Source organism: Vibrio sp. Vb1729 (assembly GCF_033338655.1).
Taxonomy (GTDB): Bacteria; Pseudomonadota; Gammaproteobacteria; order Enterobacterales; family Vibrionaceae; genus Vibrio; species Vibrio alginolyticus.
The window spans coordinates 64,044-81,732 of sequence record NZ_JAWOTB010000009.1; the positions used below are offsets into that span (position 1 = coordinate 64,044).

15 protein-coding genes are annotated in these 17,689 nt (G+C 46.7%); 7 read left to right on the forward strand and 8 right to left on the reverse strand.

The annotated features are described in order from the left end of the window. Positions 1-32 precede the first annotated feature (32 nt). From R7E29_RS04425 to glyQ, 4 genes are all read right to left on the reverse strand, one after another. Positions 33-1,286 (reverse strand): valine--pyruvate transaminase, encoded by a 1,254-nt coding sequence (locus R7E29_RS04425; RefSeq protein ID WP_042523899.1) that lies wholly within the window; start codon positions 1,284-1,286, stop codon positions 33-35. A 229-nt stretch (positions 1,287-1,515) separates the two neighbouring features. Next, positions 1,516-3,600, reverse strand: a complete 2,085-nt coding sequence (locus R7E29_RS04430; protein WP_206960002.1) for an alpha-amylase — start codon at positions 3,598-3,600, stop codon at positions 1,516-1,518. A 217-nt stretch (positions 3,601-3,817) separates the two neighbouring features. Continuing rightward, entirely contained in the window at positions 3,818-5,884 is a 2,067-nt protein-coding gene (gene glyS / locus R7E29_RS04435) for a glycine--tRNA ligase subunit beta (protein ID WP_005378875.1), read from the reverse strand. Between the two features lie 13 nt (positions 5,885-5,897). Continuing rightward, a complete protein-coding gene (gene glyQ / locus R7E29_RS04440) occupies positions 5,898-6,815 on the reverse strand; it encodes a glycine--tRNA ligase subunit alpha (RefSeq protein ID WP_005383818.1) in 918 nt (305 codons plus the stop codon). Positions 6,816-7,299: 484 nt separating this feature from the next. On the opposite strand from glyQ, the gene R7E29_RS04445 reads away from it, so the two are divergent. Together R7E29_RS04445 and R7E29_RS04450 are read left to right on the forward strand one after the other, a co-directional pair. Beyond that, on the forward strand, positions 7,300-7,854 hold the full coding sequence (locus R7E29_RS04445) for a TMEM165/GDT1 family protein (RefSeq protein ID WP_005378877.1): 555 nt from the start codon (positions 7,300-7,302) through the stop codon (positions 7,852-7,854). A 160-nt stretch (positions 7,855-8,014) separates the two neighbouring features. After that, positions 8,015-8,275 (forward strand): hypothetical protein, encoded by a 261-nt coding sequence (locus tag R7E29_RS04450; RefSeq protein WP_005378878.1) that lies wholly within the window; start codon positions 8,015-8,017, stop codon positions 8,273-8,275. Between the two features lie 44 nt (positions 8,276-8,319). On the opposite strand, the gene tusA is transcribed toward R7E29_RS04450, so the two are convergent. After that, entirely contained in the window at positions 8,320-8,568 is a 249-nt protein-coding gene (gene tusA, locus R7E29_RS04455) for a sulfurtransferase TusA (RefSeq protein ID WP_005378879.1), read from the reverse strand. Between the two features lie 133 nt (positions 8,569-8,701). Between tusA and R7E29_RS04460 the strand changes: the two genes are divergently transcribed. Together R7E29_RS04460 and R7E29_RS04465 are read left to right on the forward strand one after the other, a co-directional pair. Further along, positions 8,702-8,884 carry a hypothetical protein gene (locus tag R7E29_RS04460; RefSeq protein WP_213906783.1) on the forward strand — a complete coding sequence of 61 codons (183 nt, stop codon included), beginning with the start codon at positions 8,702-8,704 and terminating at the stop codon, positions 8,882-8,884. Positions 8,885-9,051: 167 nt separating this feature from the next. Further along, positions 9,052-9,996, forward strand: a complete 945-nt coding sequence (locus R7E29_RS04465) for a LysR family transcriptional regulator (protein ID WP_017821924.1) — start codon at positions 9,052-9,054, stop codon at positions 9,994-9,996. A gap of 52 nt (positions 9,997-10,048) precedes the next feature. On the opposite strand, the gene R7E29_RS04470 is transcribed toward R7E29_RS04465, so the two are convergent. The 3 genes from R7E29_RS04470 to fadB all read right to left on the reverse strand — a co-directional run bounded on the left by R7E29_RS04470 (position 10,049) and on the right by fadB (position 14,643). Further along, entirely contained in the window at positions 10,049-11,029 is a 981-nt protein-coding gene (locus R7E29_RS04470) for an MDR family oxidoreductase (protein WP_054730021.1), read from the reverse strand. Between the two features lie 252 nt (positions 11,030-11,281). Beyond that, positions 11,282-12,457 carry an acetyl-CoA C-acyltransferase FadA gene (gene fadA, locus R7E29_RS04475; RefSeq protein WP_006743176.1) on the reverse strand — a complete coding sequence of 392 codons (1,176 nt, stop codon included), beginning with the start codon at positions 12,455-12,457 and terminating at the stop codon, positions 11,282-11,284. A 14-nt stretch (positions 12,458-12,471) separates the two neighbouring features. Then, on the reverse strand, positions 12,472-14,643 hold the full coding sequence (gene fadB / locus R7E29_RS04480; RefSeq protein ID WP_053304063.1) for a fatty acid oxidation complex subunit alpha FadB: 2,172 nt from the start codon (positions 14,641-14,643) through the stop codon (positions 12,472-12,474). A gap of 261 nt (positions 14,644-14,904) precedes the next feature. Between fadB and R7E29_RS04485 the strand changes: the two genes are divergently transcribed. The 3 genes from R7E29_RS04485 to hemG are packed head-to-tail and all read left to right on the forward strand — an operon-like array spanning position 14,905 to position 17,569. Beyond that, positions 14,905-15,528: a YigZ family protein gene (locus R7E29_RS04485; RefSeq protein ID WP_005378891.1), complete on the forward strand. Its 624-nt coding sequence runs from the start codon at positions 14,905-14,907 to the stop codon at positions 15,526-15,528. A gap of 46 nt (positions 15,529-15,574) precedes the next feature. Next, positions 15,575-17,032: a TrkH family potassium uptake protein gene (locus R7E29_RS04490; RefSeq protein WP_005378893.1), complete on the forward strand. Its 1,458-nt coding sequence runs from the start codon at positions 15,575-15,577 to the stop codon at positions 17,030-17,032. A 9-nt stretch (positions 17,033-17,041) separates the two neighbouring features. Next, complete coding sequence (gene hemG, locus R7E29_RS04495) at positions 17,042-17,569, forward strand: menaquinone-dependent protoporphyrinogen IX dehydrogenase (protein WP_005378894.1); 528 nt, start codon at positions 17,042-17,044, stop codon at positions 17,567-17,569. The last annotated feature ends 120 nt before the right edge of the window (positions 17,570-17,689 follow it).

Below are 17,689 nucleotides of genomic sequence, written 5' to 3' on the forward strand. Positions count from 1 at the left end.
TTCAAAGAGAAGAATGGCTGAGTTCAATCCGTCTATTTACCTTCGCGGTAAGCCTTTTCCACTTCTTCAGCGATAATCGCAATGCCTTTTTGCATCATCTCATCATCTTGAACGTAGTTCATACGCAGGCATTGGTGCGCGTGATCCCACTCGTCTTGCTGACCAATAAAGAAATATTCACCAGGGACAATCAATACGCCACGCGCTTTCAAGCGTTGGTACAGTTCCATTGTTGTGATTGGCAGTTCATCAAACCATAACCACAAGAAGATAGCGCCTTCCGGCTTGTGGATGCGGAATCGCTCATCGGTAACTGCTTGTTGGAGCAGTTCAACCGCTCGTTGTGATTTTTGCTTGTAGAACGGCTTAATCACCTCTGAACTCAGTTTAAGCAGATCACCTTTGCCAATTATATGGTTTGCCAGCGCTGGACCAACACTGCCCGGCGCTAGGCTGATGATGCCGTTCATATTGGTTAATGCTTGCGTGATTTCTTCACTCGCAATCACAATGCCACAACGCACGCCCGGTAAACCAAGCTTAGATAGGCTCATGCATAGGATGGTGTTTTCATTCCAGAACGGTTCGACATCTTCAAAGATGATGTTCGGGAAAGGTAGACCGTAGGCGTTATCGATGATCAGCGGGATGTTGTTCTCACGTGCTAGCTTGTCCAGCTTACGTACTTCTTCGTCTGTCAGTACATTACCCGTTGGGTTGGTTGGACGAGATGCACAGATTGCCGCAACAGAGTCGTCGACGGTTAGCTGCTCAAAATCGACGTGGTATTTAAACAGACCGTTATCTAACAGCTCGATTTCTGGGTGGTAAGAGATAAAGATATCTTCATCAATGCCAGCATCACCATAACCGATGTATTCAGGTGCGATAGGCAGTAGCACTTTCTTGTGCGAACCGTCTGGCTGTTTACCTGCCAACAAGTTGAACAAGTAGAAGAAGCCACTCTGGCTACCGTTAGTTAGGCTGATGTTCTTTTCGGAAATATCCCAGCCGTAAGTTTCACGGAATAACTGAGCTAGCGCTTTGACGAACGCGTCTTTACCCTGCGGGCCATCGTAGTTGGCGAGGGCGGCGACGAGCTCCCCACTGGCGAGCATTTCCTCACTGGCTTGGTGAAAGTAATCGAGCATGGCAGGAATGGCGGCAGGATTACCTCCACCGAGCATGATGGCACCTGGTGTGCGCAGACCATCATTCAAATCGTCCATTAACTGCGTAATACCTGAATACTGATTAAATTTTTCACCAAACTTTGAGAACTGCATGCTGACTTATACCTAATTCATTGTGATTGCTTTGTGTATGTTTATGCCGATGTTTTATCGGCTTATCGAGTAATCCTTGACCTTACCTCAATGTGTAATTAACGCAAAGTGTGAATTAAGCCGAAAAAGAAAAAAGTGCGTCATCAGACCAGAGGAACGAGACAAAAGGGCAAAAAGAACAATAAAAAAGGGAAGCTTATGCTTCCCTTGCTGGTGGAGAGAGTGTGATTTACTCACCGGTGTAAACAATCAACACCTTGTCGTCTTGGTATTGGCGTTCAAACGCGTAATAACCTTCTTGGTTGCGAGTGATGTGCTTACCTTGAGCTACCGCTGGGTGGCGTTTACGGAATTCGCCCAACTTTTGCCAATGTTGCAGTAGATCCTCACGCTCGCCATGAATCTTATCCCATGGCATATCTGAGCGTGTGCCTTGGTGGGCGTCTGAACCAGTAATGCCAAAATCACGAGCTATCTCATCGCCATAGTAGATTTGTACTGCACCCGGTGCCAGCATTAACGCATTGGCGGCGCGAGCTTGGTCATCAAAGCTGCGGCTGCGTGCCGACCAAAACAGTTGAGTATCGTGCGAAGACAGGTAACTCAACACGTTGAACTCAGGATCGGAGTTAATACGTTCTGCATAGCGGCGGTAATCATTATCAAGTTGAGCGAAACACTTTAGCGCTTTTGGAGCCACGTCAGATTGGAACTCGAAGTTGATGATCGAATCGAAGCCGTTATCGAAATACGGGCTCTTCACCACGCTGTGTGCCCACACTTCGCCGGTCATCCAAAATGGCAGATCGTCTAGTGCTTTGTCGGGGTGGTTTTGTTTCCATTCGGCGAGGGCTTGAGTGGTACTTGCTTTGAGCTCTGCCCACGCTTCCATCTCAACGTGTTTGGCGGTATCGACGCGGAAGCCATCAATGCCGTAATCACGTACCCAGTCGGATAACCACGTAATCAGATGCTCACGCGGGGTTTGCAGTTCATCTTGCGCATTGGTGTATTTATTGCGGAAGAAGTTTGGTAGTCCGGTTTTCTGCGTCGATTCGGTTTTGAGATCCGGTAGGTAGTTCAAAGACATGGTGATGTCGTTGTAGCCCGGCGCATCGTAATCGCCAATGTCGGTGCGAATCCAATCTTTGCCCCACCATTTTTCCCACGCTTCGCTATCACCGTATTTGATGTAGTCGTTAAAGCTGTGCCAGCTTTGTCCTGATTTTGGTTGCCAGTCGGTCCATTTTTCACCAAGTACTTGTTTGGCTTCTTGGTCATCAAGGTAAAGTTGACCAAATCCGAATTCCTGCATGTCTGCTAATGTCGCATAACCTGTGTGGTTCATGACCACATCCCAAATCACGCGGATACCTTTCTTATGGGCAGTATCGACGAAGGTTCTGAGTTCATCTTCGGTACCCATGTTGGCATCAAGCTTGGTCCAATCTTGGTGATAGTAGCCGTGGTAGCCGTAGTGCTTAAAGTCGCCTTTATCGCCGCCGCCAACCCAGCCGTGGATTTGTTCCAGTGGTGAGGTTATCCAGATAGCATTGACACCAAGTGATTCGATGTAATCGAGTTTTTTCGTTAGACCCGATAAGTCACCACCGTGGAAGGTACCAATCTCATATTTTCCGTCTTTGCTGCGACCGTAGCTGTTGTCGTTGTCTGGGTTGCCATTGTAGAAGCGGTCGGTCATGACGAAGTACACCGTCGCATTGTCCCAACTGAACGGTTTGTCGGCTTGCTGTTCAACTTCTTCTAGCAGCAATAGACCTTGGCTCATAGGACTCGGCTGCATGGTGACGCTGCCATTGGCGACTGTGGTTTCTTGTCCGGTTAAGGCATCGCGAACGACAGTGCCATCATTAAAGGTTTGAGCAACATTGATGGTTTTTGGCGCGTCAGTTGCGACAGGGCAAGAGTAGGTGATGTCCTGACTCTGTTTTGGTTTGATTTTTACAGTTAGCTCATTGGTGGTTGGATTGAGCGTAAATTGATAGGTATTGGCTTTGAAGATGCGCAGTGGCATTTGTACATCAGTGGCGCAGTTATCCATTTTTAATGGACGATTGAACTTGATGCGACCTTCTTCTGCTAGGGCAAAGCTACTGCCACAGCTTTGCTTGCTGTCAGCAATGGTAAAGGTGTAACTGCCTTTTTCGAGTTTTTGCTCGGCGACAAGTAAGCCTTGTGAGTTTTCTTCAAAAACAGCGGTGTCATCACCAACGCTTAATACGATGGCATTTTCTGGAATCTGGCTGCAGGCGCTCAGTAGACCGATAGAGAGTGCGAGAATTGTTTTTTTCATTGTGTCCTTCCCCCGAATAAACAGTCCAGTTATAGCAAAACTGTGCCTCTACAATCCGAGCTCTACACCAACAAGTTAAACGCGTCTCACCCTACAAATTTTAGTCTTGTTCACAAAATGAATAATAAGCGTCACCTTCATCGGTTTGAAGGCAACAAAAAAGGGAAGCATCTGCTTCCCTTTTACTTATTTCTTAATCACTTCGAAGAGTAATGAATTACTTTTGAAGCAAAGAAATGTCTGCGATCTGTAGGAACAGGTTACGCAGGTTGTTCAGTAGTGTCAGACGGTTCTTCTTAAGTGCTTCGTCGTCTGCCATTACCATTACGTTATCGAAGAACGCATCAACTGGTTCACGTAGGTCAGCTAGCTTGCTTAGGGCTTCTTGGTAGTTACCAGTAGCAAATGCTGGCTCTAGCGCTTCTGTCATTACTTCAACGCTTTCTGCTAGTGCTTTCTCTGCGTCTTCTTGTAGAAGTGCTAGGTCGATGTCTGCTGCTAGTTCGCCGTCGAATTTCGCTAGGATGTTACCTACACGTTTGTTCGCTGCTGCTAGAGACTCTGCCGCTTCTAGCTCACGGAAGTGAGAAACCGCTTTAACTCGTTGGTCAAAGTCTGCTGGTTTTGTAGGACGACGCGCTAGAACCGCTTGAATGATGTCTACGCTGAAGCCTTCGTCTTGGTACCAAGCACGGAAACGACCAAGCATGAACTCGATAACGTCTTGTTCAACGTTGTCGTTGGTTAGGCGGTCGCCAAATAGTGACTTCGCTTTCGCTACTAGGTCAACAAGATCTAGGTTGTAGCCGTATTCAACGATGATACGTAGTACACCTAGAGATGCGCGGCGTAGTGCGAATGGGTCGCTGCCTTTAGGCGCTTGACCAATACCGAAGATACCTACGATAGTGTCTAGCTTGTCTGCCATTGCAACTGCAGTTGAAACACCGTTTGATGGCAGTTCATCACCTGCGAAACGAGGCATGTATTGCTCGTTCAGTGCTACTGCAACTTCTTCTGCTTCACCGTCGTGGCGAGCGTAGTGCATACCCATCACACCTTGAGTATCCGTGAATTCGAATACCATTGAGGTCATTAGGTCACATTTTGCTAGTAGACCAGCACGCTTTGATTTCTCAACGTCAGCACCGATTTGCTCAGCAATGTAGCCAGCAAGCTCTGTGATGCGGTCTGTTTTGTCTTTGATCGTACCCAGTTGCTTTTGGAAGATCGCTTGCTCTAGTTCAGGCAGACGGTCGATAAGCGGACGCTTACGGTCTGTGTTGAAGAAGAACTCTGCGTCAGCAAGACGAGGGCGAACTACTTTCTCGTTACCTTCGATTACGTAACGAGGCTCTTTTGATTCGATGTTCGATACGAAGATGAAGTTAGGTAGTAGCTTCTTGTTTTCGTCATAAACAGGGAAGTACTTCTGGTCACCTTTCATGGTGTAAACCAACGCTTCAGAAGGCACTTTTAGGAACTCTTCTTCGAACTTCGCTGTTAGTACTACTGGCCATTCAACCAGAGACGTTACTTCTTCTACTAGGTCATCTTCTAGGTCAGCGATACCGCCAACCGCTGCTGCTGCTTTTTGTGCGTCAGCTAGGATGATTGCTTTACGCGCTTCGTAATCTGCCATTACTTTACCGCGCTCTTCTAGGATCGCAGGGTATTGTTCAGCAGAATCGATAGTGAACTCTTGCTCACCCATGAAGCGGTGACCACGGATAGTGCGATCAGAAGCGACACCAAGGATCTCGCCTTCGATTAGGTCGCTGCCCATTAGCATGGTTAGCGTCTTAACTGGACGGATAAATTGAGTCGTTTTGTTACCCCAGCGCATTGGTTTTGCGATAGGTAGGTTTGCTAGTGCTTTCGCTGCAAGTTCAACTACGATCTCAGATGTTGGCTGACCTTTCACTTCTTGTTTGAACAGTAGCCATTCACCTTTGTCTGTAACCATGCGCTCTGCTTGGTCAACCGTGATGCCACAACCGCGTGCCCAGCCTTGAGCCGCTTTTGTTGGGTTGCCTTCCGCGTCAAACGCTGCAGAAACCGCAGGACCACGTTTTTCAACAACTTTGTCAGACTGGCTGTCTGCTAGTGCTGCGACTTTAAGTGCAAGACGACGAGGCGCCGCGAACCATTTCACGCCTTCGTGAGCAAGCTCAGCGCCTTTTAGTTCTGCTTCGAAGTTTGCTGCGAATGCTTCAGCTAGAGTGCGAAGTTGCGTTGGTGGTAGCTCTTCTGTACCTAGCTCGATTAGAAATTCTTTTGCCATGTTGCTCTACCCCTTACGCTTGTTCTTTCTTACACATTGGGAAGCCAAGAGCTTCACGCGATGCGTAGTATGCTTCTGCAACTGCTTTAGTCAGGTTGCGGATGCGTAGGATGTAACGTTGGCGTTCAGTTACTGAGATCGCTTTACGCGCGTCTAGTAGGTTGAATGCGTGACCAGCTTTTAGAATGCGCTCGTAAGCAGGTAGTGGCAGTGGCTTTTCAAGCTCAAGCAGCTCTTTACACTCTTTCTCGCACTGTTCGAAGAAACCAAATAGGAATTCCACGTCTGCGTGCTCGAAGTTGTAAGTTGATTGCTCTACTTCGTTTTGGTGGAAGATATCACCGTAAGTCACTTTGCTGCCGTCTGGTGCGATGTTCCAAACTAGGTCGTAAACAGAGTCTACTTCTTGGATGTACATTGCTAGACGTTCGATACCGTAAGTGATTTCACCAGTTACTGGCTTACACTCAAGACCACCAACTTGCTGGAAGTAAGTAAACTGGGTCACTTCCATGCCGTTTAGCCAAACTTCCCAGCCCAGACCCCATGCGCCTAGTGTTGGGTTTTCCCAGTTGTCTTCTACGAAACGGATGTCGTGTACAAGAGGGTCAATACCAAGAACTTCAAGGGAGCCAAGGTACAACTCTTGAATATTGTCAGGCGATGGTTTTAGCGCTACTTGGAATTGGTAGTAGTGCTGAAGACGGTTAGGGTTTTCACCGTAACGGCCATCAGTAGGACGACGTGAAGGTTGTACGTAAGCTGTCGACATTGGCTCTGGGCCAAGCGCTCGTAGACAGGTCATTGGGTGAGAGGTACCCGCACCCACTTCCATATCTAGCGGTTGAACAATGGTACAACCATTTTGAGCCCAATAATCCTGCAGCGCGAGGATCATTCCCTGGAAGGTTTTGATATCGTATTTTTGCATAAGTCAGGTTCGCGCGATTCTCTTGTTACTCGTTAATTCGTCATCTATGCCGAGTTTTTCAACTCTAACAACGGCGATAAAGAGTAATTACGGTTGAATAAATTAACAATCTAGTATAACCAGATATTGAGCATGGGAGTAGAGCTAATCTTGATTAATTCGTGGGCGATTTTCTCCTTTAATGAATTTTTACCGCGTTATCTGCTGTATTTTTCCTAAAAGGGAGTTTTTGCCTGCTTTGACTCTTGAGAAGCGCAACAAAGGTGGCTAGAATTGCGCCTGTCTTTGGGGAGTAGCTTACCTGATGAAGTTTCTGTTTCATCTGGTTCGTCCGTCAACATAATTGGTGCAAAATCACCATGGCGTTCGAGACTTGAAGCCTTTCAAGTTTAGCAAGACCTTAGACAAATCATCACGAACCGGGGTAGGGGCGTGAGGTTTGTCTTCGGTTAAAAATAATAATCCCTGCCCCAATGAGCATGTCGTGAGCGTTTTAGCTATTTCAATTACTACTGTAGCGTTAGCAGAAATTGGCGATAAGACCCAATTGCTATCTCTATTACTCGCAAGTCGTTACCGAAAACCAATCCCAATTATTGCAGCAATCTTTTTGGCAACTATTGCCAACCACGCTTTGGCTGCATGGTTAGGTGTGGTTGTCGCAGACTATCTATCACCTGAGATTTTAAAGTGGGTGCTGGTGGTCAGTTTTGTCGCGATGGCGGCTTGGGTTCTGATCCCGGACAAACTGGATGATGACGAACAGATTTCTAATCGAGGCCCATTTATTGCCAGCTTTATCGCGTTCTTCGTTGCGGAGATAGGCGATAAAACTCAGATCGCCACTTCCATCTTAGGGGCGCAATACGCGGATGCGTTAAGTTTGGTGATTATCGGTACCACAATCGGTATGCTGCTGGCGAATGTTCCTGTGGTCCTGATTGGTAAATTGTCGGCCGACAAGATGCCTTTAGGGCTGATCCGTAAAATCACCGCATTTTTGTTTATTGCTCTGGCAATAGGGGCTGCACTGTTCTGATTTTTTGCACGTGAAATGATGTGAGTTATCAATCATTAGTGGCGTGCTGCGCGAGTTCAAACTCTGACTCTAAATCGTTCCGTTGCGTGACGGATGACATATAAGTGTCATACTTGTCATGGTAGTTTAATGGTGTGAATGATAGCGAGAGGGCAAGTTTATGCTTACACGTTACATGGGGATGTCCCCGAAGAGTCAGAGTTATTTATTCACTTTTGGTTTAGCGCTGTGTTTACTAGCGATGGTGCTAACTGATATGTGGTTACCGATTGTAGCAGGATCGTTCGTTCTTACTGGATTGACAGTAGAAGCGTGGATTCGTGTCGCTCACATCATTCCTATGCATGAAGAGATGCGGGCAATGAAGAAACAACTTAACAAGCTCCAATCAGAAGTTCGCACACTTGAATACGACGAATAAACAAACGGCAGCCAATATTGGCTGCCGTTTTTAGTTCGACCAGATTATTCCAATCCTTTCTTGATCAGGTACTGATACGGAACTTGCTCCGTTTGTGCCGCAACTAATTGGTGGTCCATAAAGCGGCAGAAACTCGGAATGTCTCGAGTCGTGGATGGATCGTCTGCTTTGACCAGCAAAATCTCACCATCTTGCATGTTGCGAATTGTCTTCCTGACCATCATCACTGGCTCTGGGCAGCGCAGTCCTTCCGCCTCTAATGTCTTGTTTGCCAGTTCAGGATTAAAGCTCATAGTGTGATTCTCGTAACTAACTGAGCGTTGAATTTTACTTTCGTTGAAAAAATATTCAATAACCACTTGGCAAACCGAATTTTTTGTTTTACCTTGAATTAACAATTTGGTAACAACTGGCAAGGGAGAGGCAATGTTAACAGCGTTAGACAGACTTACGATTTACTCAGTGCTGTGTTTTATCTCGTTTTGTGCATTGGTACTCAGGACGCCAGCTGACACCTCTTTGACGCCTCTTGTAGGCATGGTTGCCACTATTATTGGGATTTGGATCGAGATGCGCAGATGGTCTGGCACATCTGAGCAAGAAAATTAGCGCTTCTTGCTTGGATCAGAATGCTTTTAATAACGCTCACCTATTTTTACCGACACTTCATTCCGACACTATCCCCATTTTTCTTGGGCTTCCCCGCTGAAAGGCGGGATTTTTTTTGCCTAAAGAGTACAATTTACCCAAACACATACAAAATAAGTGGCTAATTCGTGGAACTGGAAGACATCTATCGCCGAGATTTAAATTTACTGGTTGCGTTGCGAGTACTGATAGAAGAAAACAGTGTCAGTAAGGCGGCAACACGTCTGAACCTGAGTCAATCGGCAATGAGTCGCGTGCTTGGTCGTCTGCGTGACTTATTGGGAGATCCGCTGTTTACTCGTCAGGGACAGCATTTGATCCCAACTCAGAAAGCGTTAGAGATCGATCGCTCATTGGGCGAACCATTAGAGTCTTTACGTCAGTTGTTATCTCCGGTTGAGTTTGACCCATTGCAATGCGTACAGACTTTCAACATCGTGACCACCGATTATGCCATGCAAACGATCTTACCGTTCGCTTTGCCGAGAATTTACCAAGAAGCACCAAACGTGTCTTTCAACTTCTTACCACTGCAACACGACCGTTTATCAGATCAGCTCACTTATGAAGGTGCAGACTTAGCGATTTGTCGCCCGACAGGCCCGGTGGAGCCTCTACGCAGTGAAGTGTTGGGGCGAGTGGGGGTGCTGTGTATGCTTTCAAAACAGCATCCATTAGCGAATAAAGAAATGAGCTTGGATGATTATCTGAGTCATCCACATGCCATGATCGCCATCAGTGATGGTGTTAAGGCACTGATCGAACAAGCTTTGATGGAGAAACCTAAGCGTAAAATGGTTCTGCGGGCTTATCATTTAGAAGCCGCATTGGCGATCATGGATACCTTGCCAATTATCATCACAGTGCCAGCGGACTTGGCGTATCTGGTTGCCGAGCGTTATGACTTGGTGGTGAAACCGTTACCATTCCAATTCACGCCGTTTGAATACTCGATGATTTGGCATGCGCGTTGCGAGCATTCTCCCGCTCAAGAATGGTTAAGAACGATTGTGCGTGAAGAGTGTAGCCGTCTGATAGCTAAACGTATCGAAGATATGGGACTGAACTGCTAACAAAAAAGAGCCAGCAATGCCGGCTCTTCGTCTGTTTACACTGAGTCAGTGTTTATAGCTTGATAACCACACGACCCGTTACTTGACCGTTGGTGATGTCTTCTGCATATTTCGGTGCTTCAGTAAGAGCAACTTCAGTACACGCTTGCTCGAAGTAGCTGTCTGGTAGTAGCTCGACCAGCTTTTCCCATGCTGCGATACGTTTCTCTGTTGGGCACATTACTGAGTCCACACCTTGTAGGCGAACATTACGTAGGATGAACGGCATCACTGTGGTTGGTAGATCAAAACCACCTGCAAGACCACAAGCTGCAACTGCACTGTTGTAATCCATTTGCGCCAATACTTTAGCCAGTACTTTGCTGCCTACAGTATCAACCGCACCTGCCCATACTTGCTTTTCAAGTGGACGTGCTGGTTCTTCAAATTCAGTACGGTCGATGATGCGGCTAGCACCTAGTTTTTCAAGTAGCGGGCCATTTTTTTCTACACGACCTGTCACTGCAGCAACTTTGTAGCCAAGCTGTGCTAGAAGCGTTACTGCGACTGAGCCTACACCGCCACTTGCGCCAGTTACAAGGATTTCACCATTTTCAGGTTTGATGCCTGCATCAAGCAGTGCTTGAACACATAGCATGCCAGTGAAGCCAGCAGTACCAACCATCATTGCTTTCTTGCTGTCTAGACCTTTTGGTAGTGGTACTAGCCAATCTGCTTTTAGACGAGCACGCTGAGACATACCACCCCAGTGGTTTTCACCCACGCCCCAGCCAGTAAGGACAACTTTGTCACCAGCTTGGTAGCGGTCGTCTTCTGAGCTTACTACCGTACCTGCTAAGTCAATACCTGGCACCATCGGGAAGTTACGGATGATTTTACCTTTACCTGTGATCGCAAGGCCGTCTTTGTAGTTTAACGATGAGTAATCAACGTCAATCAGAACGTCGCCTTCAGGCAGTTGTGTTTCATCGATTTGCTCGATGTTAGCGATAGTACGTTTGTCTTCTTGATTTAGAACTAGAGCATTAAACATAAGGTTCTCCGATTGTGCGGTAGCATGACTCTGGGTCACATGCAGCAAGATATCAACTGGTCTAAGTGTATGTCTTCTTTGTCTATGAATAAAATGAAACTTGAGCATTTAATGTATGCTCTTCATGCATGTTTGATGTAAAACAAAAAGGGCGACATCAATTGTCGCCCTTAAGTGTAATACTAAAAATTTTAGTACTAGTTCATTTGCTTATGATTGTTGGCTCGATCACTACAACAACGTCTTGAACTATTATGGTCGTTCAAATACTGTCGCAATGCCCTGACCCAAACCGATACACATGGTGGCCAGACCGTATTTCGCGTCTTTCGCTTCCATTAGGTTGATCAACGTTGTTGAGATACGTGAACCAGAACAGCCTAGTGGATGACCCAATGCTATCGCACCACCGTTAAGGTTGACCTTCTCATCCATAACATCAAGCAGGCCTAAGTCTTTAGCACACGGCAGAGACTGCGCGGCAAATGCTTCGTTTAGCTCAACCACATCCATGTCTTCAATTGAAAGACCGGCACGCTTGAGCGCTTTTTTCGTCGCAGGTACAGGACCGTAACCCATAATAGAAGGATCGCAGCCCGCAATGGCCATGCCTTTAATACGTGCACGAATCTTCAAGCCAAGTTCATTAGCTTTCTCTTCACTCATGATCAACATCGCTGATGCACCATCGGACAGAGCCGATGATGTACCGGCTGTTACTGTACCGTTTGCAGGGTCGAACACTGGGCGAAGTTGAGATAGACCTTCAACGGATGTTTCAGGGCGAATCACTTCATCGTAATCTAGAGTGAACAGGGTGCCGTCAGCGGCGTGGCCTTCAATTGGTAGAATTTCGTTTTTAAAACGACCCTCTACGGTTGCTGCGTGCGCACGAGCGTGAGAGCGAGCGGCAAACTCGTCTTGTTGCTCACGGCTAATGCCATGTAATTTACCAAGCATTTCAGCCGTTAAGCCCATCATGCCCGCAGCTTTTGCTACGTTCTTTGACATACCTGGGTGAAAGTCTACACCGTGGTTCATTGGCACATGCCCCATGTGCTCAACGCCACCAATTAGGCAGATTTCAGCATCGCCAGTCATGATGGCACGTGTACCGTCGTGAAGCGCTTGCATTGATGAACCACACAAGCGGTTCACCGTCACGGCGCCAATTTCAATCGGCAGGCCCGCGAGTAGCGCGGCATTACGTGCAACGTTAAAGCCTTGCTCTAGTGTTTGCTGTACACAGCCCCAGTAGATGTCTTCAATCTCGCTTGGGTTCACTTGTGGGTTACGCGCAAGAATGCCTTTCATTAGGCGCGCAGATAGATCTTCTGCTCGTGTATGACGGAAAGCACCACCTTTAGAGCGACCCATTGGAGTACGTAGACAATCGACTACGACAACATTTCTTGTTTGATTAGTCATTTTAGAATCCCTCCTTAGATAGAACCTTGCTGTTGTGCACCGTAAAAGCTTTCACCTTTCGCCGCCATATCAATCAGCATTTGCGGTACTTGGTACATCGCACCTAGCTCGGCGTGTTGTTTTGCCATTTCAACGTATTCAGCAATACCCACGCTGTCTAGATAGCGGAATACGCCACCGCGGAATGGAGGGAAACCAAGACCATAAACCAATGCCATATCTGCTTCCTGCGGAGTCGCGATGATGCCTTCTTGTAGGCACAGCACCACTTCGTTGATCATTGGAATCATCATACGTTGAATGATGGTCTGATCGTCAAAGTCCTGCTTATCGGCACAAACGTCAGCAAGTACCGGTAAGATCGCTTCGGAGAAGGTTTTCTTCGGCTTACCTTTTTTATCTATGGTGTAGCTGTAGAAGCCATTACCATTTTTCTGACCATATTTGTCTGCTTCGAACAGTGCATCAATCGCATCACGACCTTGTTTACCCATACGCTCAGGGAAACCGTCAGCCATCACAGCTTGTGCGTGGTGCGCGGTATCAATGCCGACTACGTCAAGCAAGTACGCCGGTCCCATCGGCCAGCCAAACTTACGCTCCATGACTTTGTCGATTTTCGTAAAGTCAGCACCATCACGAAGTAGCATGCTGAAGCCGCCAAAGTATGGGAACAATACGCGGTTAACGAAGAACCCTGGGCAGTCATTAACGACAATTGGTGATTTGCCCATTTTTGCAGCATACGCCACAACACGATTGATGGTTTCATCAGAGGTGTGCTCACCACGGATGATCTCAACAAGAGGCATACGATGCACTGGGTTGAAGAAGTGCATACCACAGAAGTTTTCTGGGCGTTTTAGTGATTTTGCCAATAGGTTGATAGGAATCGTCGAGGTGTTTGAGGTGATAACGGTGTCGTCACCGACATGGGATTCAACTTCACTTAAAACTGCTGCTTTTACTTTCGGGTTTTCAACGACAGCTTCAACAACCACATCAGAGTTTTCAATACCTGCGTAATGTAAGCTCGGTGTGATTGACGCTAAAATACCCGCCATCTTAAAGCCATCAATGCGACCGCGAGATAAGCGTTTATTCAGCAGCTTAGATGCTTCAGTCATGCCTAGGTCGAGCGACGCTTGTGCGATGTCTTTCATCAAGACTGGCACACCTTTTAGCGCTGATTGGTAAGCAATGCCGCCACCCATGATACCTGCACCTAATACGGCTGCACGTTGCGTGTCTTTACTTGCTGACTTCGCTGCTTTTTTCGCAATGCCTTTGATGTATTGATCATTAAGGAATAGGCCAACGAGTGATTTTGCTTCTTCCGATTTAGCCAATTTCACGAAGTGCTTACGTTCAATGTCTAACGCTTCATTACGTGCAAAGCGAGCACCTTCTTCAATCGTGATAACGGCTGTCATTGGGGCAGGGTAGTGAGGACCTGCTTTTTGTGCCACCAGACCCTTCGCCATGGTGAAGCTCATCATTGATTCAAGCTTACTCAGCGTTAGCGGAGATGTTTTCTGTGCTCGGCGTGCTTGCCAGTCAAGTTTCTCGTTAATTGCAGAGTTAAGAGTTTGTAGTGCTGATTCGTATAAAGCATCAGTCTCTACAACAGCATCGAGTAAGCCAATTTTCAATGCTTCATCAGCTCGGCATGCTTTACCTTGGGTGATGATTTCCATTGCGCTGTCTGCGCCAATAACGCGAGGCAAGCGTACACAACCACCAAAGCCAGGCATGATTCCCAGTTTCGTTTCTGGTAGGCCGATGCTGGTGGTTTTGTCACCAATACGCATGTCTGTTGCTAGCACACATTCACAACCGCCACCAAGAGCGTGGCCTTTGATCACTGAGATGGTCGGAACGGGTAAGTCTTCTAATTTGTTAAAGATGCTATTAGCAAATTGCAGCCATTGGTCGAGCTCGGCATCCGTTTTAGCAAACAGACCTAAAAACTCGGTAATGTCTGCGCCTACAATGAATGCGTCTTTATCTGAAGTGAGCAACAACCCCTTGAGGCCTTGATGGGCAATGAGCGCATCAAGAGCTTTATCTAGCGATTCTAATGTCGCTAGGTCGAGTTTGTTGACGGATTTTGGAGAGCAGAAGCTTAGCTCTGCAATACCATCTTGTATTTCCTTTACCTGTAGGGTTTCGGCTTGGTAAATCATTGTCTATCTCCATGACATACAATCGTGGATTGTCTGTATACCTATTTCAACGACGCCGTGTACCTCGGCAAATAGGTATCGAGGAAGTCGTTTTATTTTTGTTCTGGTTTGACCAGTAAGGTTAGTTTGGATCGTGGATTGTTTAATTTCAATACATTTTTTAAACAAGTGTTTAACATTGTGCGCTGTGGCAGATCTTATGCGACGGGTAAATCACACTCGTGATAGACTTCAGGCAAATAGACATGAATCCATAATCCTATGAATGACAAGCCTTATCTGATTCCAGCAGAGCCCGCTCAATTTGAAGAAGAAATTAAAAAGAGCGTCTTCATTACTTATTTGGCACACACGCCAAGTATCGAAGCTGCAAAAGCATTTGTTGATCAAATCAAAGCTAAACACGCTGATGCTAGACATAACTGTTGGGGCTTTGTTGCTGGTCGACCAGAAGATTCGATGAAGTGGGGCTTTAGTGATGATGGAGAACCTTCAGGGACGGCAGGCAAACCAATCCTGGCGCAGCTGTCTGGATCTGGGGTGGGGGAGATCACGGCTGTGGTCACGCGATACTCTGGTGGAATCAAGTTAGGTACAGGCGGCTTGGTTAAAGCGTATGGGGGTGGGGTTCAACAAGCGCTCAAGCTGCTTCAAACTATTGAGAAAAAAATAACCACAAAGCTCAGACTAACGTTAGACTATGGGTTTATGCCTATCGCACAATCAATCATGCCGCAATTTGGTGCGATAGAAGTCGAGGCTGAATACAGCGATCAGGTCGTATTAGTGGTGGAAATTGAGCTTCGAGAAGTGAGCGCGTTTACCCAAGCAATCATCAATAAAAGCGGGGCAAAGGCAATTGTCACTCCGCTAGACGGACAATAATGAAAAACAGGAAGCAACAGGGACAGCTTCGCTAGTCAATTTATCCATGCAATTTCGTTCAATTATTCGAATCGTCGGGCTACTGCTCGCACTCTTTAGTGTCACTATGCTTGCGCCAGCACTCGTTGCGCTGATCTATCGAGATGGTGCTGGTGTGCCTTTTGTCACGACATTTTTTGTTCTGCTGTTTTGTGGGGCCGTTTGTTGGTACCCAAACCGCAGGTATAAGCACGAGCTTAAAGCTCGAGATGGCTTTCTTATTGTCGTCTTATTCTGGACAGTACTTGGCAGTGCAGGCTCGATCCCCTTTCTCATTGCTGACAACCCGAACGTCTCAGTGACAGATGCGTTTTTTGAATCGTTTTCTGCTCTCACGACGACCGGGGCGACCGTTATTGTTGGTTTGGATGAGTTACCTAAAGCGATTCTATTCTATCGACAGTTACTGCAGTGGTTCGGCGGTATGGGAATCATCGTATTAGCGGTGGCGATTTTGCCAGTACTTGGCATTGGTGGTATGCAGCTTTACCGCGCCGAGATCCCTGGTCCAGTCAAGGACACTAAAGTGACGCCGCGCATAGCAGAAACTGCTAAGGCGCTTTGGTACATCTATCTGAGCCTGACTATCGCCTGTGCTTCGGCTTTTTGGTTAGCTGGTATGACGCCATTTGACGCCATCAGTCACAGCTTTTCCACCATTGCTATTGGCGGCTTCTCTACCCACGATGCCAGCATCGGATATTTTGATAGTTACGCGATTAACCTGATTACTGTGGTTTTTCTGCTTATATCTGCATGTAACTACACGCTGCACTTTGCTGCATTTGCATCAGGTGGCGTACATCCCAAGTATTACTGGAAAGATCCTGAGTTTCGCGCCTTCTTGTTTATTCAAGTGCTGCTATTTATCATTTGCTTTCTATTATTACTGAAACATCACTCTTACACATCGACATACGATGCTTTCGATCAGGCTCTGTTCCAAACCGTATCAATATCCACAACAGCGGGCTTTACGACAACAGGTTTTGCGGATTGGCCGCTCTTCTTACCTGTGCTGTTATTGTTCTCTTCTTTTATCGGTGGTTGTGCTGGTTCAACAGGCGGCGGCATGAAAGTGATCCGTATCCTGCTTCTTACCTTACAAGGTGCGCGTGAACTAAAACGTTTAGTCCATCCACGCGCGGTTTACACCATCAAAGTAGGTGGCAGTGCCCTACCGCAACGTGTTGTCGATGCGGTTTGGGGTTTCTTCTCCGCATACGCATTGGTATTTGTGGTTTGTATGTTGGGGTTGATTGCAACAGGAATGGATGAGCTTAGTGCGTTCTCAGCGGTGGCTGCGACTCTGAACAACCTCGGTCCTGGCTTGGGAGAAGTGGCGCTTCACTTTGGTGATGTTAACGACAAAGCAAAATGGGTATTGATAGTTTCTATGCTGTTTGGTCGTTTGGAAATCTTTACCTTACTTATTCTACTTACGCCGACGTTTTGGCGTAGCTAAGGGGAAATCGTGGCAAAAGCATTATTTCTATACTCTTCCCGCGAAGGGCAGACTAAAAAAATTCTCCACTATATAGATGAACAACTTCCAGATTTCGATTGTGAGCTGGTGGATTTACATAATGTCGAGACGATTGACTTCAGCCAATACGACAGAGTATTGATAGGCGCCTCTATTCGCTATGGCCATCTTAATAAAAAGCTATACCAGTTTATTGAGCGAAACCTCAATCAATTGGAGCAAAATAAAGTGGCATTTTTCTGCGTAAACTTAACCGCTCGTAAAGAGGACCAAGGAAAGGATACACCTGAAGGTAGTGCCTACATTCGCAAGTTCCTAATTAAGTCCCCTTGGAAACCAACGCTAATCGGTGTTTTTGCTGGTGCACTTTATTACCCACGTTATAGCTGGTTCGACAGAACTATGATTAGGTTCATTATGTCGATGACGGGTGGAGAAACCGATACGACCAAAGAGGTGGAGTACACCAATTGGGAAAAAGTGGCTCTTTTCGCAGATAAATTTAGAGAACTGTAGAAATAACGTGCTCTTTTGACCGCTTTTGATGCAAATTTATCCGAACGATAAAAAAATCAAAAAAAACGAGAAAAAGGGCTTGCCAATGTGATCGCAATCTCTATAATGCCACCTCGCTGA